11 protein-coding genes and 1 tRNA gene (1 of these 12 cut by a window edge) are annotated in these 12623 nt (G+C 51.8%); 4 read left to right on the top strand and 8 right to left on the bottom strand.

The features are described 5' to 3' along the window. Both RSA72_RS04610 and greB read right to left on the bottom strand, forming a co-directional pair. Nucleotides 1-39: transfer RNA gene (locus RSA72_RS04610), tRNA-OTHER, on the bottom strand; it reaches 60 nt to the left of the window's first position. Nucleotides 40-118: 79 nt separating this feature from the next. Further along, nucleotides 119-622 (bottom strand): transcription elongation factor GreB, encoded by a 504-nt coding sequence (gene greB / locus RSA72_RS04615; protein WP_332624027.1) that lies wholly within the window; start codon nucleotides 620-622, stop codon nucleotides 119-121. A 363-nt stretch (nucleotides 623-985) separates the two neighbouring features. Here greB and RSA72_RS04620 point away from each other — a divergent pair, with 363 nt between their 5' ends. Next, nucleotides 986-2098: a transglycosylase SLT domain-containing protein gene (locus RSA72_RS04620; protein ID WP_332624026.1), complete on the top strand. Its 1113-nt coding sequence runs from the start codon at nucleotides 986-988 to the stop codon at nucleotides 2096-2098. 70 nt (nucleotides 2099-2168) lie between these two features. Here the strand turns inward: RSA72_RS04620 and RSA72_RS04625 are convergent, their stop codons facing one another. Together RSA72_RS04625 and ttcA are read right to left on the bottom strand one after the other, a co-directional pair. Further along, on the bottom strand, nucleotides 2169-2552 hold the full coding sequence (locus RSA72_RS04625) for an SCP2 sterol-binding domain-containing protein (RefSeq protein WP_332624025.1): 384 nt from the start codon (nucleotides 2550-2552) through the stop codon (nucleotides 2169-2171). Between the two features lie 224 nt (nucleotides 2553-2776). Then, entirely contained in the window at nucleotides 2777-3703 is a 927-nt protein-coding gene (ttcA, locus tag RSA72_RS04630; RefSeq protein ID WP_332624024.1) for a tRNA 2-thiocytidine(32) synthetase TtcA, read from the bottom strand. A gap of 501 nt (nucleotides 3704-4204) precedes the next feature. On the opposite strand from ttcA, the gene RSA72_RS04635 reads away from it, so the two are divergent. Both RSA72_RS04635 and htpX read left to right on the top strand, forming a co-directional pair. Beyond that, nucleotides 4205-5056, top strand: a complete 852-nt coding sequence (locus RSA72_RS04635) for a lytic transglycosylase domain-containing protein (protein WP_332624023.1) — start codon at nucleotides 4205-4207, stop codon at nucleotides 5054-5056. Nucleotides 5057-5189: 133 nt separating this feature from the next. After that, complete coding sequence (htpX, locus tag RSA72_RS04640; RefSeq protein WP_332623712.1) at nucleotides 5190-6095, top strand: protease HtpX; 906 nt, start codon at nucleotides 5190-5192, stop codon at nucleotides 6093-6095. Between the two features lie 25 nt (nucleotides 6096-6120). Here htpX and RSA72_RS04645 read toward each other — a convergent pair whose 3' ends face one another. From RSA72_RS04645 to RSA72_RS04655, 3 genes are all read right to left on the bottom strand, one after another. After that, on the bottom strand, nucleotides 6121-6714 hold the full coding sequence (locus tag RSA72_RS04645) for a DUF4112 domain-containing protein (protein ID WP_332623705.1): 594 nt from the start codon (nucleotides 6712-6714) through the stop codon (nucleotides 6121-6123). A 92-nt stretch (nucleotides 6715-6806) separates the two neighbouring features. Beyond that, entirely contained in the window at nucleotides 6807-8144 is a 1338-nt protein-coding gene (mgtE, locus tag RSA72_RS04650; RefSeq protein ID WP_332623707.1) for a magnesium transporter, read from the bottom strand. A 249-nt stretch (nucleotides 8145-8393) separates the two neighbouring features. Continuing rightward, nucleotides 8394-11489, bottom strand: coding sequence for a multidrug efflux RND transporter permease subunit (locus RSA72_RS04655; protein WP_332623708.1), 3096 nt, complete (start codon nucleotides 11487-11489; stop codon nucleotides 8394-8396). Nucleotides 11490-11961: 472 nt separating this feature from the next. On the opposite strand from RSA72_RS04655, the gene RSA72_RS04660 reads away from it, so the two are divergent. Next, a complete protein-coding gene (locus RSA72_RS04660) occupies nucleotides 11962-12339 on the top strand; it encodes a diacylglycerol kinase (RefSeq protein ID WP_332623710.1) in 378 nt (125 codons plus the stop codon). Nucleotides 12340-12543: 204 nt separating this feature from the next. Here the strand turns inward: RSA72_RS04660 and RSA72_RS14580 are convergent. Further along, nucleotides 12544-12623 (bottom strand): hypothetical protein (locus RSA72_RS14580; RefSeq protein ID WP_443098347.1); only part of this gene is annotated, 80 nt, incomplete at its 5' end.

Raw genomic sequence — 12623 nt, forward strand, 5'->3', positions numbered from 1 at the left:
TTTCAAGACCGGTGCATTAAACCGCTCTGCCACGCTTCCATGTGCGCCATAATATAAATAAAACCGCAATTTGGCAAATACTTTTCGGCATTTGGCGCTTCAACTGCTCAAAATAAAATCACCGCTGCAAATTCAGCGGGCTTTCAGGCTGCTCATAGCGGATTGCATTGATATACCACCGTTTTTTTCCAGCAGGCGTCATCACTTCCGCTTCATCATCCACCTGCTTGCCCAATAGCGCGCGCGCCATGGGTGAATCAATGGAAATATGCTGCGGATGATGGTCATAAATTTCATCCACGCCGACAATGCGCAAAGTCCGCTGTCCGCCGGCTTCATTTTCAATGTCAACCCATGCGCCAAAGTAAACCGTCCCCGCCTGTTCTGGAGAATAATCAACAATCCGCAGCTCTTCCAGACGCTTGCCTAGATAGCGGACGCGCCGGTCAATTTTCCTCAGCAGCTGCTTATTGTACTGATAATCGGCATTCTCTGAGCGGTCACCCAGGCTGGCTGCCCAGTTGACTTTCTGGGTGATTTCCGGCCGCTCTTCATGCCACAAGCGCTTTAACTCAGCGGCCAGCAAATCATGCCCGCCGCGGGTAATTAAGTTAGATTTCATAATAATTTGAGGCTTCAGCAGTTAGGCTTAAGTTACATAAAATGGGCATTTTATCCCCGCTTTCTGCACAAAAGAAGTTTATAAAATTAATTCCTTAATTAAATTATACACTTATGTTACACATTTTAAATAATTCCAGTACAAAATTTGACAAGGCTTTTTTTCATCTTTATTATTCGCACATCTTTTCACTCAGCTTACTTTTTAACCGTTGCAGTTTTTCTGCATAATTTTCGATTCTTTCCCTAGTCATTTTGAATGACGTCATGACTGCCCAACCCTTATCGAATTTATCTAACTTGTAAAAGTTTAAGGCCTGCCGCCTTGGCTTTTTAGGGCATAAATACCTGTAGCGGAGACAACATGCACAGTAGTTCAACGTCTGGGTCGAGGCTTTGCCTTAGCTCATTAAAATCCATCTCAATTAAAGCGCTTGCCTTCAGTACTGTAGTTCTTCCATTCCACAGCATTAACGCAAGCAAAACAGCTTATCAGTTCGATAACGTTGTCAACAGCAGCAAGCTTGTTGTTGTTTCCGTGGTCAATCCAACCACCGTCTTTGAAGACAGCGAGCATTTTCATGGCTTCGGCTATGACCTGGTCCGCAACTATGCGGACAGCCTGAATGTCAAGCTTGAGTTTAAAACCGTGGATGACAATGCCACAGCGCTGAAATGGGTCAAGCAGGGCAAAGCCAGTTTCGCCATGACCACTGCCAGCATCCAGAGCATTGAAGAAAAGCATTTGACTTCATTTTCCGCCTCTTGCGGTGAAACTTCTTCCCTGCAGAAAAATGGCCTGAATGCAGACCTGAACTGGGTGTTCAAGCATGCCGATGACCCGCTTAGCCAAACCGCCAGCGGCTTTGTCTGCCGCTCCAAGCAAAACGGCATCCTGCAGCAGCTGGCCTCATTCTATAACCGCAACCTGATCAAGCAGGAATCGTGGAATTCGATTCAGCGCGATTTGAACAGCCGCATGCCGATTTACAAGGCGAGCTTTCAGCGCACTGCCGAACAGTATGATCTGGACTGGCATCTGCTGGCCGCCATCGGCTATCAGGAGTCTTACCTGAAGCCGAACTCTGTTTCTCCCACAGGCGTCCGCGGCTTAATGATGCTGACCAGCAGCACAGCCAAGGCCATGGGGGTCAGCAACCGCACCGATCCTGCGCAAAGCATTCAGGGCGGCGCAAAATACTATGACCAGATGCTGAACCGCTATTCGGACATTCCATTTCCGGACCGCAACTGGTATGCGCTGGTGGCGTACAATATGGGGCCTGGCGCCGTAAATCAGATCCAGTCGCGCATTAAGGCGCAAGGCAAAGACCCGGACCAGTGGGTCAACCTGTATGCCTATTTAGACCGCAACAAAGCCGGCAATGGCCGCTACCGCCAGGCGGTGCAGTATGTGACGCGCATCCGCGCCTATCTGGAGCACATCAAGACCACGCCGCAGCTGGTGAACATCTGACTGCAAAAGACTGCGGCATAAAAAAAGCTTACCTTTATTAAGGTAAGCTTTTTTTCTTGCTGAAAGCGGATTAAGCAGTCTGCTCCAGCACCCGCTTGAACAGGTCTTTCTGCTCTTGGCTCGGCTTCGCCGTCTGCAGCGCCATCAGCTGGGACATGTCGCCCTGCACTTTGATTTTGCCCGTCATGAATGCCTGCATGGCGGCAGCCATGTCAAACTCAAGGAATACTTTGCGCAAAGTTTCCCCATCCATAATCAGCGTGGTTTTGGCATTGCCGGAAAGGCCTTTCTTAATTGCGCCGCCATCTAAAGATAATTCAGTATTGCCTGAAGCATCCGCAACCACCAGATTGATTGCAAGGTTCGCCAGCGCAGGCGGCAGGTTCAAGTCGCCGGCTTGCGCGGTAAGAGTTTCAACAGTTGAAAACCAATCATCAGTTAGAAAAGCAGGCATGATGTTTCCTCAATTTATTTGTTCATTGCGTGAAGCCTATCCAGGCCGCATCTTTTGAAGCTATTGTGCTTGAAGCCTGTTATAGCATGTAAAAGGAATTTCTGCCTAAAGTTTTTTGCACGCAGCGTTCAGTTTTTATATTTCTTGTACAGCTTTGATATAAATCAAAAACATAAAAAAAGCACCTTTAAACTAAAGATGCTTTTTTCAGCTTCCGGCGGCGGCTATTCCGCGGCATAGCCCAGATTGACCATGTTGATGCGCTTGTTCTCGCCTTCCACAGCCTCTTCGGCAGAACAGCTGCCCTTGAAGTCAAACTCGCGCTGGCCATCCAGCGCTTCAAAATCAAACAGCTCGCGGTCCGCCAGCTGCGAAGGCGAAACATTCTGCAGCGCACCGAAAATGCTGTGCAGGCGTTTCGGATGCGCATTGTCCCATTCGCGCAGCATGCCATTAATAATGGCGCGCTGCAGGTTTTCCTGCGAACCGCACAGGTTGCATGGAATAATCGGGAACTTGCGCATTTCCGCGTATTTGATGATGTCCTTCTCTTCCACATAGGCCAGAGGACGGATCAGCATGTTCTTTTTGTCTGACGACAGCAGCTTAGGCGGCATGGCCTTTAAGCTGCCGCCGTGGAACAGGTTCAGGAAAAAGGTCGCCAAAATATCGTCGCGGTGATGGCCCAGGGCCACTTTGGTTGCGCCGATTTCCTGCGCAAAGCCGTACAGCGAACCGCGGCGCAGGCGCGAACAGACCGCACAGTAGGTCTTGCCTTCCGGCGTCAGGCGCTTGGTGATGCTGTAGGTGTCTTTTTCAAGAATGTAATACGGAATGTTATTTTCTTCCAGATAACGCGGCAGGATATCTTCCGGAAAGCCCGGCTGCTTCTGGTCTAGGTTGACTGCCACCACATCGAAGCTGATCGGCGCAATGCGCTGAAACTGCAGCATGATATCCAGCAAGGTATAGCTGTCCTTACCGCCGGAAATGCACACCATTACCTTGTCGCCGTCTTCGATCATTTTAAAGTCACGGATGGCGTGCCCCACCTGGCGGCGGAGCTTCTTCAGCAAACGGTGGTATGCGGAACTGGTCGGCAGTTCGGGCTTGAAATTAAATCCTTGTTCGGACTCAACGGGCGAGTACATAGACGAGATTTACCCATAAATAAAAATACCGCGCAATTTTATCCGATTCAGTCCCGTCCCGCATCAAAAGAATGCGATTTCGGAAAAATGTAAAAATAATGTCATCTGCAGGTCATGCAGCCCATGCTATTTTGAACGTTTGCGTTCATTTTTCCGCCAAGATGCTTATCTTTTGGACTTTTCCACAGTTTTCCACAAAACCTGTGGATAACTTTGTGGATTTAAAGCGGCTTGACAGGGTGACTTGCCCACCTTTTAAGGCTTCTATTTAAATTGATCACTTTTTGATCAATTTAAAATTTATTAATTTTCAATAACTTAATACTGTCAAGCGATGCCGGATAAAAATAAATTAAATTTTTTTTTGATTATTCCATCATCAAATGGACTTGCTTTTTACAAAGCAGCTGAGAAATAAGCAGCGCAAGCCTGCGCAGCAGGCTTTTTTTTGCTAAACTCTTAGCTAACTGTTTTGGGGACAGAATTTTTTCTAATACTACAATGAAAAATAAATTTGGGATATTTGCACTCTATGCATGCTGCGCCGCGGCTGCCTTATCGGGCGCTGCAGCTGCTCACGCCGGTCAAATCTATATCTACAAAGACAATAAAGGCAGCACCCTGCTGACCAACCGCAAAAGCTCCGACCGCTCGCTGACCAAAGTCAAAGCGACCTATTATCCTGACAGCAATATTCACTCCTACAGCAACTGGGGTTCAAGCGAAGCTTCCGTTTTGCCGAGCTACAGCCGCAATAAAAACGCCTTTGACCATATCATTAAGCAGGCAGCCCAGCAGCATGGCGTTTCTGAGGGCCTGATTAAAGCGGTGATGCATACCGAGTCCGGCTTCAATGTCAATGCGCGCTCGCCTGTCGGCGCGCAGGGCCTGATGCAGCTGATGCCGGCGACAGCCCGGCGCTTTAATGTATCGAACGCCTATGATCCGCAGCAGAATATTAATGCCGGGGCAAAATATCTTGCGTGGCTGCTCAAGCGCTTTAACGGCAACACCGCACTGGTTTTAGCCGGCTATAATGCCGGCGAAGGCAATGTGAAGAAATACGGCGGCGTTCCGCCGTTCCGCGAAACGCAGGACTATGTGCGCCGCGTCACCAGCCGCTACAACAACCTGTATGCCGGCGGCGCAGGCATCAGCAGCGCTTCGCCCTCCCAAGGCCAGATCATTGCCAGTTCCGGCAGCTATGCGCAGCAGGCTGCGCCTGAAATCAAAGCGACGCGGCAGCAGCGCCCTATCATTCAGACTGCTGAAGGCGGCTTTACCGACGCGCCCTCCGGCTCTTACGCCACGGCCAATGCCACGGCATCCGCGCGCATTTATCTGAATGAATAAACCCGGCTTATTTTAGTTTTTGCCGCTGATTTACTATTTTTCCCTTGAATTATTGAGGCTTTCACCTCATATTTGAGTCAATGATTTTAATTAGCAAATCAGATTATTTTTATCTTATAAGAGGATTTTCTCAATGATGCGGATTGGTTTGTTCTTGCTAACCAACCTCGCGGTACTGGTTGTGGCGGGCATTATCCTGTCACTCTTCGGTGTCGGCAGTTACCATGGCGCCGGAGGATTAAACATCGGCAACCTGCTGGTAATCTGTTTTGTCTTTGGTATGGCAGGCTCTCTGGTTTCACTGTTCATGTCTAAATGGATGGCGAAAAAAACCACCGGTACCGAGCTTATTGACCCAAATGCTCCCCGCAGCCAGGCTGAAGCATGGCTGCTGCAGGAAGTTGCCCAGCTTGCTCAGCGCGCCGGCATTAAAATGCCTGAAGTCGGCATTTTCCCGTCTTATCAATCCAATGCATTTGCAACGGGCTGGAACAAAAACGATGCCTTAGTGGCTGTTTCGACCGGCCTGCTGGAACGCATGAATAAAGATGAGCTGCGCGCTGTGCTGGCGCACGAAATTGGCCACGTCGCCAATGGCGACATGGTGACGCTGGCCCTGATTCAGGGCGTAGTCAACGCCTTCGTGATGTTCTTCGCCCGGATTGCCGGCGACTTTATTGACCGCAACATCTTTGGCCGTGAAGACGGCGAAGCGCCAGGCATTGCCTACTTCATCATTACGATTGTGCTGGATATCGTCTTCGGCATTCTGGCTTCCGCCATTGTCATGTGGTTCTCGCGCCACCGCGAATACCGCGCAGATGAAGCCGGCGCACGCTTAGCCGGCAAGCAGGCGATGATTTCAGCGCTGCTGCGCCTGCAGGCTGAGTCCGAAATGCCGGATCAGATGCCGAAGGAAATGAAAGCGTTTGCGATTGCGGAAGGCAAGGAACAGGGATTCAGCTTGGCTGCCTTGTTCCAGACTCACCCGTCAATTGAACAGCGCGTGGCGGCTCTGCAGCAGCTGGACTGCCCATAAGCGCAGCCGCAGCAACGCCATATGCTTATCCGGCCTTGATGCCTTGAAACCACTGCCACAGCCATGTCCCGCCCATCCACATGGCAAAAAACAGCAGCAGAATAAACAGCAGGCCTAAAAGGTCTGGAATATGCAGCCAGATCCAGGCTGCTGCAGGGTTGCGCCAAAAAGCCGACCGCTGCTGCTTTTTTTCCAGATTTTCGTGCAGGAAAGGATGCACCACATGCGCATCGCTGCGGATCTGATATTCCGTGCGGATATGCTCATGCACCACCTCCAGCGCTTTGCGGCTGGGGCGGATAAAAATATCAAAGACTGTGCCTAAAATTGGAATGAATCCGACCACAGCATCGAGCATCGCCATTCTCAGCACAGGGCTCAGCTTTTCCTGCGGCACGCCAATCTGCCGGGCTTTATAAATGGCATAGCAGGTCAGCGCAAAACCGGCGGCATCGCCGGCCACCGGAATGGCGCTTAAGGCGGCGTCTGCGCCGACGCCCTGCCGGGTGAATGGAATCCGCACCACGGAATCCATCATATTGGCGAATTTCGCCAAATCGCGTTCCAAGCGGATCACTTCCTGCCGGGTTAATTTTTTTTCCTGCGCTTTTACTGGCATAACTGGCCCAAACTGATCTGTACTGTTGAAAATAAAGCATAATTTTAGGATAAAGTATGTTGGATTAGCTTATCCGCCCGCCAATGCCAGCGCTAAAACAGCAGCTGCGCGGCGATAAATAGATACACCAGCACCCCAGTGGCGTCGCAAATAGAAGTGACTAAAGGCGCGGAAGCGCTGGCGGGGTCCAGGCCAAAGCGGTTCAGAATAAACGGCAGGCTCATGCCGATTAAGCAGCCCATCAGCACAATGCCGAGCATGCTCAGCGCCAGCACCAGCGCCACCATTTCATCGCCGCGGAAATAGCCTAAAACCGAAACCGCAATGGCCATTGTGCCGCCCAGGCACAGCGCTACCAGGCTTTCCCGCCCCAGCAGGTAAAACCAGTCCTTAAAATGCACATCGCCGGTGGCCAAGGCGCGCACCATCAGGGTTGCAGACTGCGAGCCGGCATTGCCTCCGCTGCCGACCAGCAGCGGCAGGAAAAACACCAGCACAATATGGGCGGTGATAATCTCCTCAAAATGCGCAATCCCCAGTCCGGAAAGCAGGCTGCCGAAGACCAGAAAAACCAGCCAAAACACTCGCTTCTGATACAGCTGCAGAATTGGCGCAGATTTCAGGCTGAGCTTAGCGCCGGCATTCACCGCGCCGGCTTTCAGGAAATCTTCTGTCGCCTCTTCACTGGCCACATCCATGGCGTCATCATAGGTCACGATGCCGACCATCACCCCTTGCCGGTCAATAACCGGCAAAGCCAGCAGGTCATAGCGCGCAATGGTTTTAGCGGCTTCATCCTGATCCGCATCTACATAAGCCGACACCAGATTGGTCGCCATCAGCTCGGAAACATGCTGCTCTTCCTGCGCCAAAATCAGCTGCTTTAATGAAACCACGCCCAGCAGCTTGCGCGCTTCGTCCAGCACATAGGCAAAATAAATAGTTTCTGTGTCCGGCGCTTCCAGGCGCAGCATGTTAATGGCTTCCCTCACGCTCAATTCAGGCTTTAAGGTCGCGTATTCCGAACTCATGACCGCGCCGGCAGTGCCTTCCAGATAAGAGGACAGCTGGCGGATATCTTCCCGTTCGGCCTGCGCCAATGCCGGCAGCAAGGCATTCTGCTGCCCGCGGTCCAGTTTTTTGAACAGGTCTGCGCGCTTGTCTGAAGACATTTCTCCGACAATTTCGGCCAGCGTATTGCGCGCCAGCACATTGGCGAATCTGACCTGCACTTCAGGCGCCAAATAGGAAAAGACGTAGGCGCGGTCAGGCAAATGCTGCAGCAGCAGCTGGCTGTTTTCCAAGGGAAGCTGCGCCAGCACATCGGCCAAGTCGGCAGCCCGGAAGGTTTTGACCGAATCCAGCGCCAGCTCAATCTGCCTGCGGCTCAGCGCATCATTTAAAAGGTAAAGAAAGTTATTAAAGCCCATAAAAAGCCCCTTTGCCGTGCATCCTGCGCAGCATTAAGGAGGCCCGGACTCTTTATTTTAGAGCATCCGCAGCGCCTTCATCCTGAGCAAGATGAATATCAAAATCTGAAAATAGGAATAGATGACAACAATGCCTGTCCATTTAGGGAATAAATCCTTATTTGACCGTTTATACGGCGCGACCATGATACGGATAATTTTCATCCAGCTCAACTCTTGCTTCAAAACTCCAACAATTCAAAGAGTTATTTATTCCTCACGCTTCAGCCTGAATATGCTGCGGATCATGACATACATAAAGGGAATAAATACCAGCACCAGCACGGTGCCGAAAATCACTCCGCCTAAAACGCTGACGCCGATTTCCTGACGGCTGGCTGCCCCGGCGCCGGAAGCGAAAACCAGCGGAATCACCCCGGCGCCGAAGGCCAAAGAGGTCATTAAAATCGGGCGCAAGCGCAAGGCCGCGCCTTCCAGCGCAGCTTCGGCCGCGCTGCGCCCTTGTTGCTGCACCAGTGAGGCAAACTCCACAATTAAAATGGCATTTTTGCAGGACAGGCCGATGGCGGTCAGCAGCGCAATCTGGAAGTAAATATCGCTCGGAAAGCCCGCGAAATAGCTGAACAGAATATTGCCGCCGATGCCCAAAGGAATCGCGCTCATCACTGCAGCAGGAATGCTCCAGCTTTCATACAGCGCAGCCAGGCACAGGAAAATAAAACCGATAGACACCAGATACAGCCAAAGCGCCTGATTGCTGGATTGGCGCTCTTCATAGGACAGGCCGCTCCATGCCACATCTATGCCGGATTCCTGCTCCGCCAGATGCTGCACGTCTTGCATCGCCTGCCCCGAACTGACATTTTTGGCGGTATCCGCTTCCAGCTGCAGCGCGGTGTAGCCCATGAAGCGCTTAACCGCTTCAGGCCCGCCGCTCCAGCCCACCGCAGAAAACTGATTGAACGGAATCATCTGATTCTGATCATTGCGCACATGCCAGTACTGCAAGTCTTCCGGCTTGGAGCGGAATTCAGCATCGCCCTGCATCATCACGCGCTTAATCCGCCCGCGGTCTATAAAGTCATTAATGTAGGCGCCGCCCCAAGCCGCGGACAGCGTGCTGTTGATCGCGGATTGGCTCAGGCCCGAAGCCATCGCCTGCTTCTGGTCAATATTGACTTTCAGTTCGGCTTTGTCCGGATTGGATTTTTTATCCAGATTTTCAAAACTGCTGTACTCAGCCGAGCGCTGCTGCAGGGCTTTGAACTTGTCCTCTAAATATCCGCGGCCCTGGCCATCCATATCGCGGATCCAGAACTCCAGTCCATCGGTCTGGCCCAGCCCGCTGACTGAAGACGGCATGCTGACCGTCACCTGCGCATTGGGATGCTGTTTAAAATGCTGGATGGCGCGTTCACGGATGGCCTGCGCGGAATTTTCCCTGCCTGAACGCTCATCCCAATGCTTCAGCGCAATAAAGCCCTGCCCCAGATTCTGCCCTGTGCCGGAAAAATTGCGCCCATAGCGGATCATCACCAGACTGATGCTGTCTTTTTCATGCTCAAGGAAATACTGGCGGATGGATTCGCCCACTTCGCGGCTTTTGGACATCGGCGCGCCGTCCTGCAGCTTAAACTGCACCGACAGCATGCCCTGATCTTCGCTGGGAATAAAGCTGGTCGGCAAGGCGCGGTAAAACAGCGCAAAAATGCAGATCAGGCCGGAAAACAGCACAAGGCAAACCGCTTTATGCTGCATGGCGCGCTGCGAAAGGCCTGCATAGCTGTTTTTCAGCGCGTCCAGTTTCTGATTAAACCGGCGCGCCCATGCAGCCTGCTGCGGGTTCGGCTTCAAGATGATTGCGCATAATGCAGGGGTTAAAATCAGCGCCACCATCAGAGACAGCGCCATGGCAGCCACTAAAGTGATGGAGAACTGCCGGTAAATCACCCCGGTCGATCCGCCAAAGAATGCCATCGGAATAAATACCGCGGTCAGCACCAAAGTAATGCCGACCAGCGCGCCGCTGATTTCCTGCATGGATGCAATCGATGCCTGCTTAGCCGTCAGGCCCTGCTCATGCATCAGCCGCTCCACATTTTCCACCACCACAATCGCGTCATCCACCAGCAGGCCGATGGCCAGCACCAAGGCAAACAGGGTCAAGGTGTTGACGGTCATGCCGGCGGCGTACAGAACCGCTAGGGTGCCTAAAATCACCACTGGCACAGTAATGGCCGGAATTAAGGTTGCGCGCCAGTTCTGCAGAAACAGAAACATCACCGCCACCACCAAGGCCACTGCCTCAAACAGGGTTTTAATCACTTCCTTGATGGATTCCTGCACAAAGGGCGTGTTGTCGCGCGGATAAACAATTTTATAGCCGGCCGGCAGCTGCTGCGATAAATGCGCCACTTCCTGCTGAATCAGCGCGGAAGTCTGCAGCGCATTGGCGCCGGACGCCAATGAAATGCCCATGCCCGCCGATTCATAGCCGTTGATGGTGTTAAAGGACTGGTAGTTTTCCGCGCCCAGCTCAATCCGGGCGACATCCTTCAAATACACAAAACTGCCGTCACGCGCGGATTTGATGATGATATTTTCAAACTCTTCCGCGGTTTTCAGGCGTGAGCCTGAAGTGACTTTGGCATTCAGATACTGCTCTTTGAGCGCCGGCAAATCGCCCACCGCGCCGGCAGCCACCTGAGTATTCTGCGCCTCTACGGCGGCGCGGATATCGCTTGGCATCAGGCTGTACTGCTTCAGCCGCAGCGGGTTCAGCCAAATGCGCATGGCATACTGCGAACCGAAAACATCAACCTCGCCCACACCTTCAATCCGGGCAATATCCTGTTCCAGATGCGTCATCAGATAATCTGACAATTCAATGCTGGAGCTTCTGCCTGAGGCATCATACAGGCCAATCACCATATGGGTGTCGCCCAGCGATTTATAGACATTTACCCCTTGGCGCTGCACATCCTCCGGCAGGCGGTTGATCACGCCATTGATGGCATTCTGCACCTGTACCTGCGCGGTATCAGGGTCGGTGCCGTTTTCAAAGCTGATGCTGATGCGGCTGCGCCCGGAGGAATCGCTGCTGGAGCTGAAATACAGCAGGTTATCAATGCCCTTGATTTGCTGTTCCAGAACCTGCGTAACGCTTTCTTCCACCGTGTCCGCAGAAGCCCCGGCATAGGCTGCGCTGACATTGATTTTGGGCGGCGCAATGTCGGGATAGCGCTCTACAGGCAGATTCAGCGCAGCGAACAGGCCGGCGGCCATCACCATAATGGCTAGAACGCCTGCAAAAATGGGACGGTGGATAAAGAATTTGGACAGCATCAGGCTGAATTACTCGCAGTTTGGCTTTGTTATAGGACGTGAAGGTTTTAATAACAAATAAGTATGGATATTCAGTGACTAAGCTAAAAAAAACAAGCCCAGCCAACAGAAAACAGTGAAACAGGCAGCAATGTGAAGAAACTGTGAAGATAAAGGCCGGATAAGCCCGCCATTTGGCCCGCGCCTGTTCAGATCCGCATTCCTGCTGACACCGGCATGCCTCAAAGCCAAACCTAGTAAAAATGCCGGCAGAATGCTTCAGCAGCAGATTCCGGCGCAATTCTGCCTGAAAACCGCCGCTTTCTTTAAGCAATACTGAAGCTTTTCTTTAGTCCTGCCCGATGCAGCGCAGGCCGCCAACTTAAACCTGCGCCTGTCCAATAAAATAAGGTCTGGAATTTAAATCAAATTTTCAGATTTCTTTCAGCTTCATGCTTTAAGATAGGCTGAATTTCAAACTGCAAGCCCCAATATGACCGCATCCTCTCCGTTTAAAGGCAAAACCGGCATTAAGCGCGTGCTGAATGCCACGCAATATTCCATCTCCGGCTTTAAAACCGCCTTTCAGAATGAAGCCGCCTTCCGCCAGATTGTATTCATTAACGCCGTCTTGATTCCGCTCAGCTTCTTTCTGGATGTCAGCCGCGCTGAACAGGCCATAATGGTCGCTGCCTGCCTGCTGGCGCTGATTGTGGAGCTGTTTAACTCCGCGATTGAAGCTGCGGTAGACCGCATTTCGCTGGAACGCCACGAACTGTCTAAAAATGCCAAAGATATGGGCAGCGCAGCCCAGTTTGTCGCCCTGAGCATCATTTTCCTGACATGGGCAATTATTATCTTTCAGCAATAGCGCTTTAAAGGCCTCTCCATCCTGTACGGCGCTTAAACGCCGCGGCAATGAGGCCTGCATTTAAAAAGAAGCCGGCTCGGCATTTGGCCTGTTCGCGCTGAAACAGTAAAGCTGGCCCGCGCAGGATTCGCAGCTGCCGGAAATCGCGGCCTTCGGCCATAAAAAAACCCTGCTTGCGCAGGGTTTTTTGAATCAGTTCAGTGCTTAGTGAGCAGCGAATTGGTTCATGGTGTTTTTAGCATCATCGTGCGCTTTAAGAGCATTGTCACCAGAGAAGATTTCTT

The organism is Acinetobacter sp. (assembly GCF_036659555.1).
Classification (GTDB): domain Bacteria; phylum Pseudomonadota; class Gammaproteobacteria; order Pseudomonadales; family Moraxellaceae; genus Acinetobacter.

Coding starts and splice junctions, on each gene's coding strand:
- greB (WP_332624027.1), bottom strand. CDS start 622: ATGAAATCTAACTTAATTACCCGCGGCGGGCATGATTTGCTGGCCGCT.
- RSA72_RS04620 (WP_332624026.1), top strand. CDS start 986: ATGCACAGTAGTTCAACGTCTGGGTCGAGGCTTTGCCTTAGCTCATTA.
- RSA72_RS04625 (WP_332624025.1), bottom strand. CDS start 2,552: ATGCCTGCTTTTCTAACTGATGATTGGTTTTCAACTGTTGAAACTCTT.
- ttcA (WP_332624024.1), bottom strand. CDS start 3,703: ATGTACTCGCCCGTTGAGTCCGAACAAGGATTTAATTTCAAGCCCGAA.
- RSA72_RS04635 (WP_332624023.1), top strand. CDS start 4,205: ATGAAAAATAAATTTGGGATATTTGCACTCTATGCATGCTGCGCCGCG.
- htpX (WP_332623712.1), top strand. CDS start 5,190: ATGATGCGGATTGGTTTGTTCTTGCTAACCAACCTCGCGGTACTGGTT.
- RSA72_RS04645 (WP_332623705.1), bottom strand. CDS start 6,714: ATGCCAGTAAAAGCGCAGGAAAAAAAATTAACCCGGCAGGAAGTGATC.
- mgtE (WP_332623707.1), bottom strand. CDS start 8,144: ATGGGCTTTAATAACTTTCTTTACCTTTTAAATGATGCGCTGAGCCGC.
- RSA72_RS04655 (WP_332623708.1), bottom strand. CDS start 11,489: ATGCTGTCCAAATTCTTTATCCACCGTCCCATTTTTGCAGGCGTTCTA.
- RSA72_RS04660 (WP_332623710.1), top strand. CDS start 11,962: ATGACCGCATCCTCTCCGTTTAAAGGCAAAACCGGCATTAAGCGCGTG.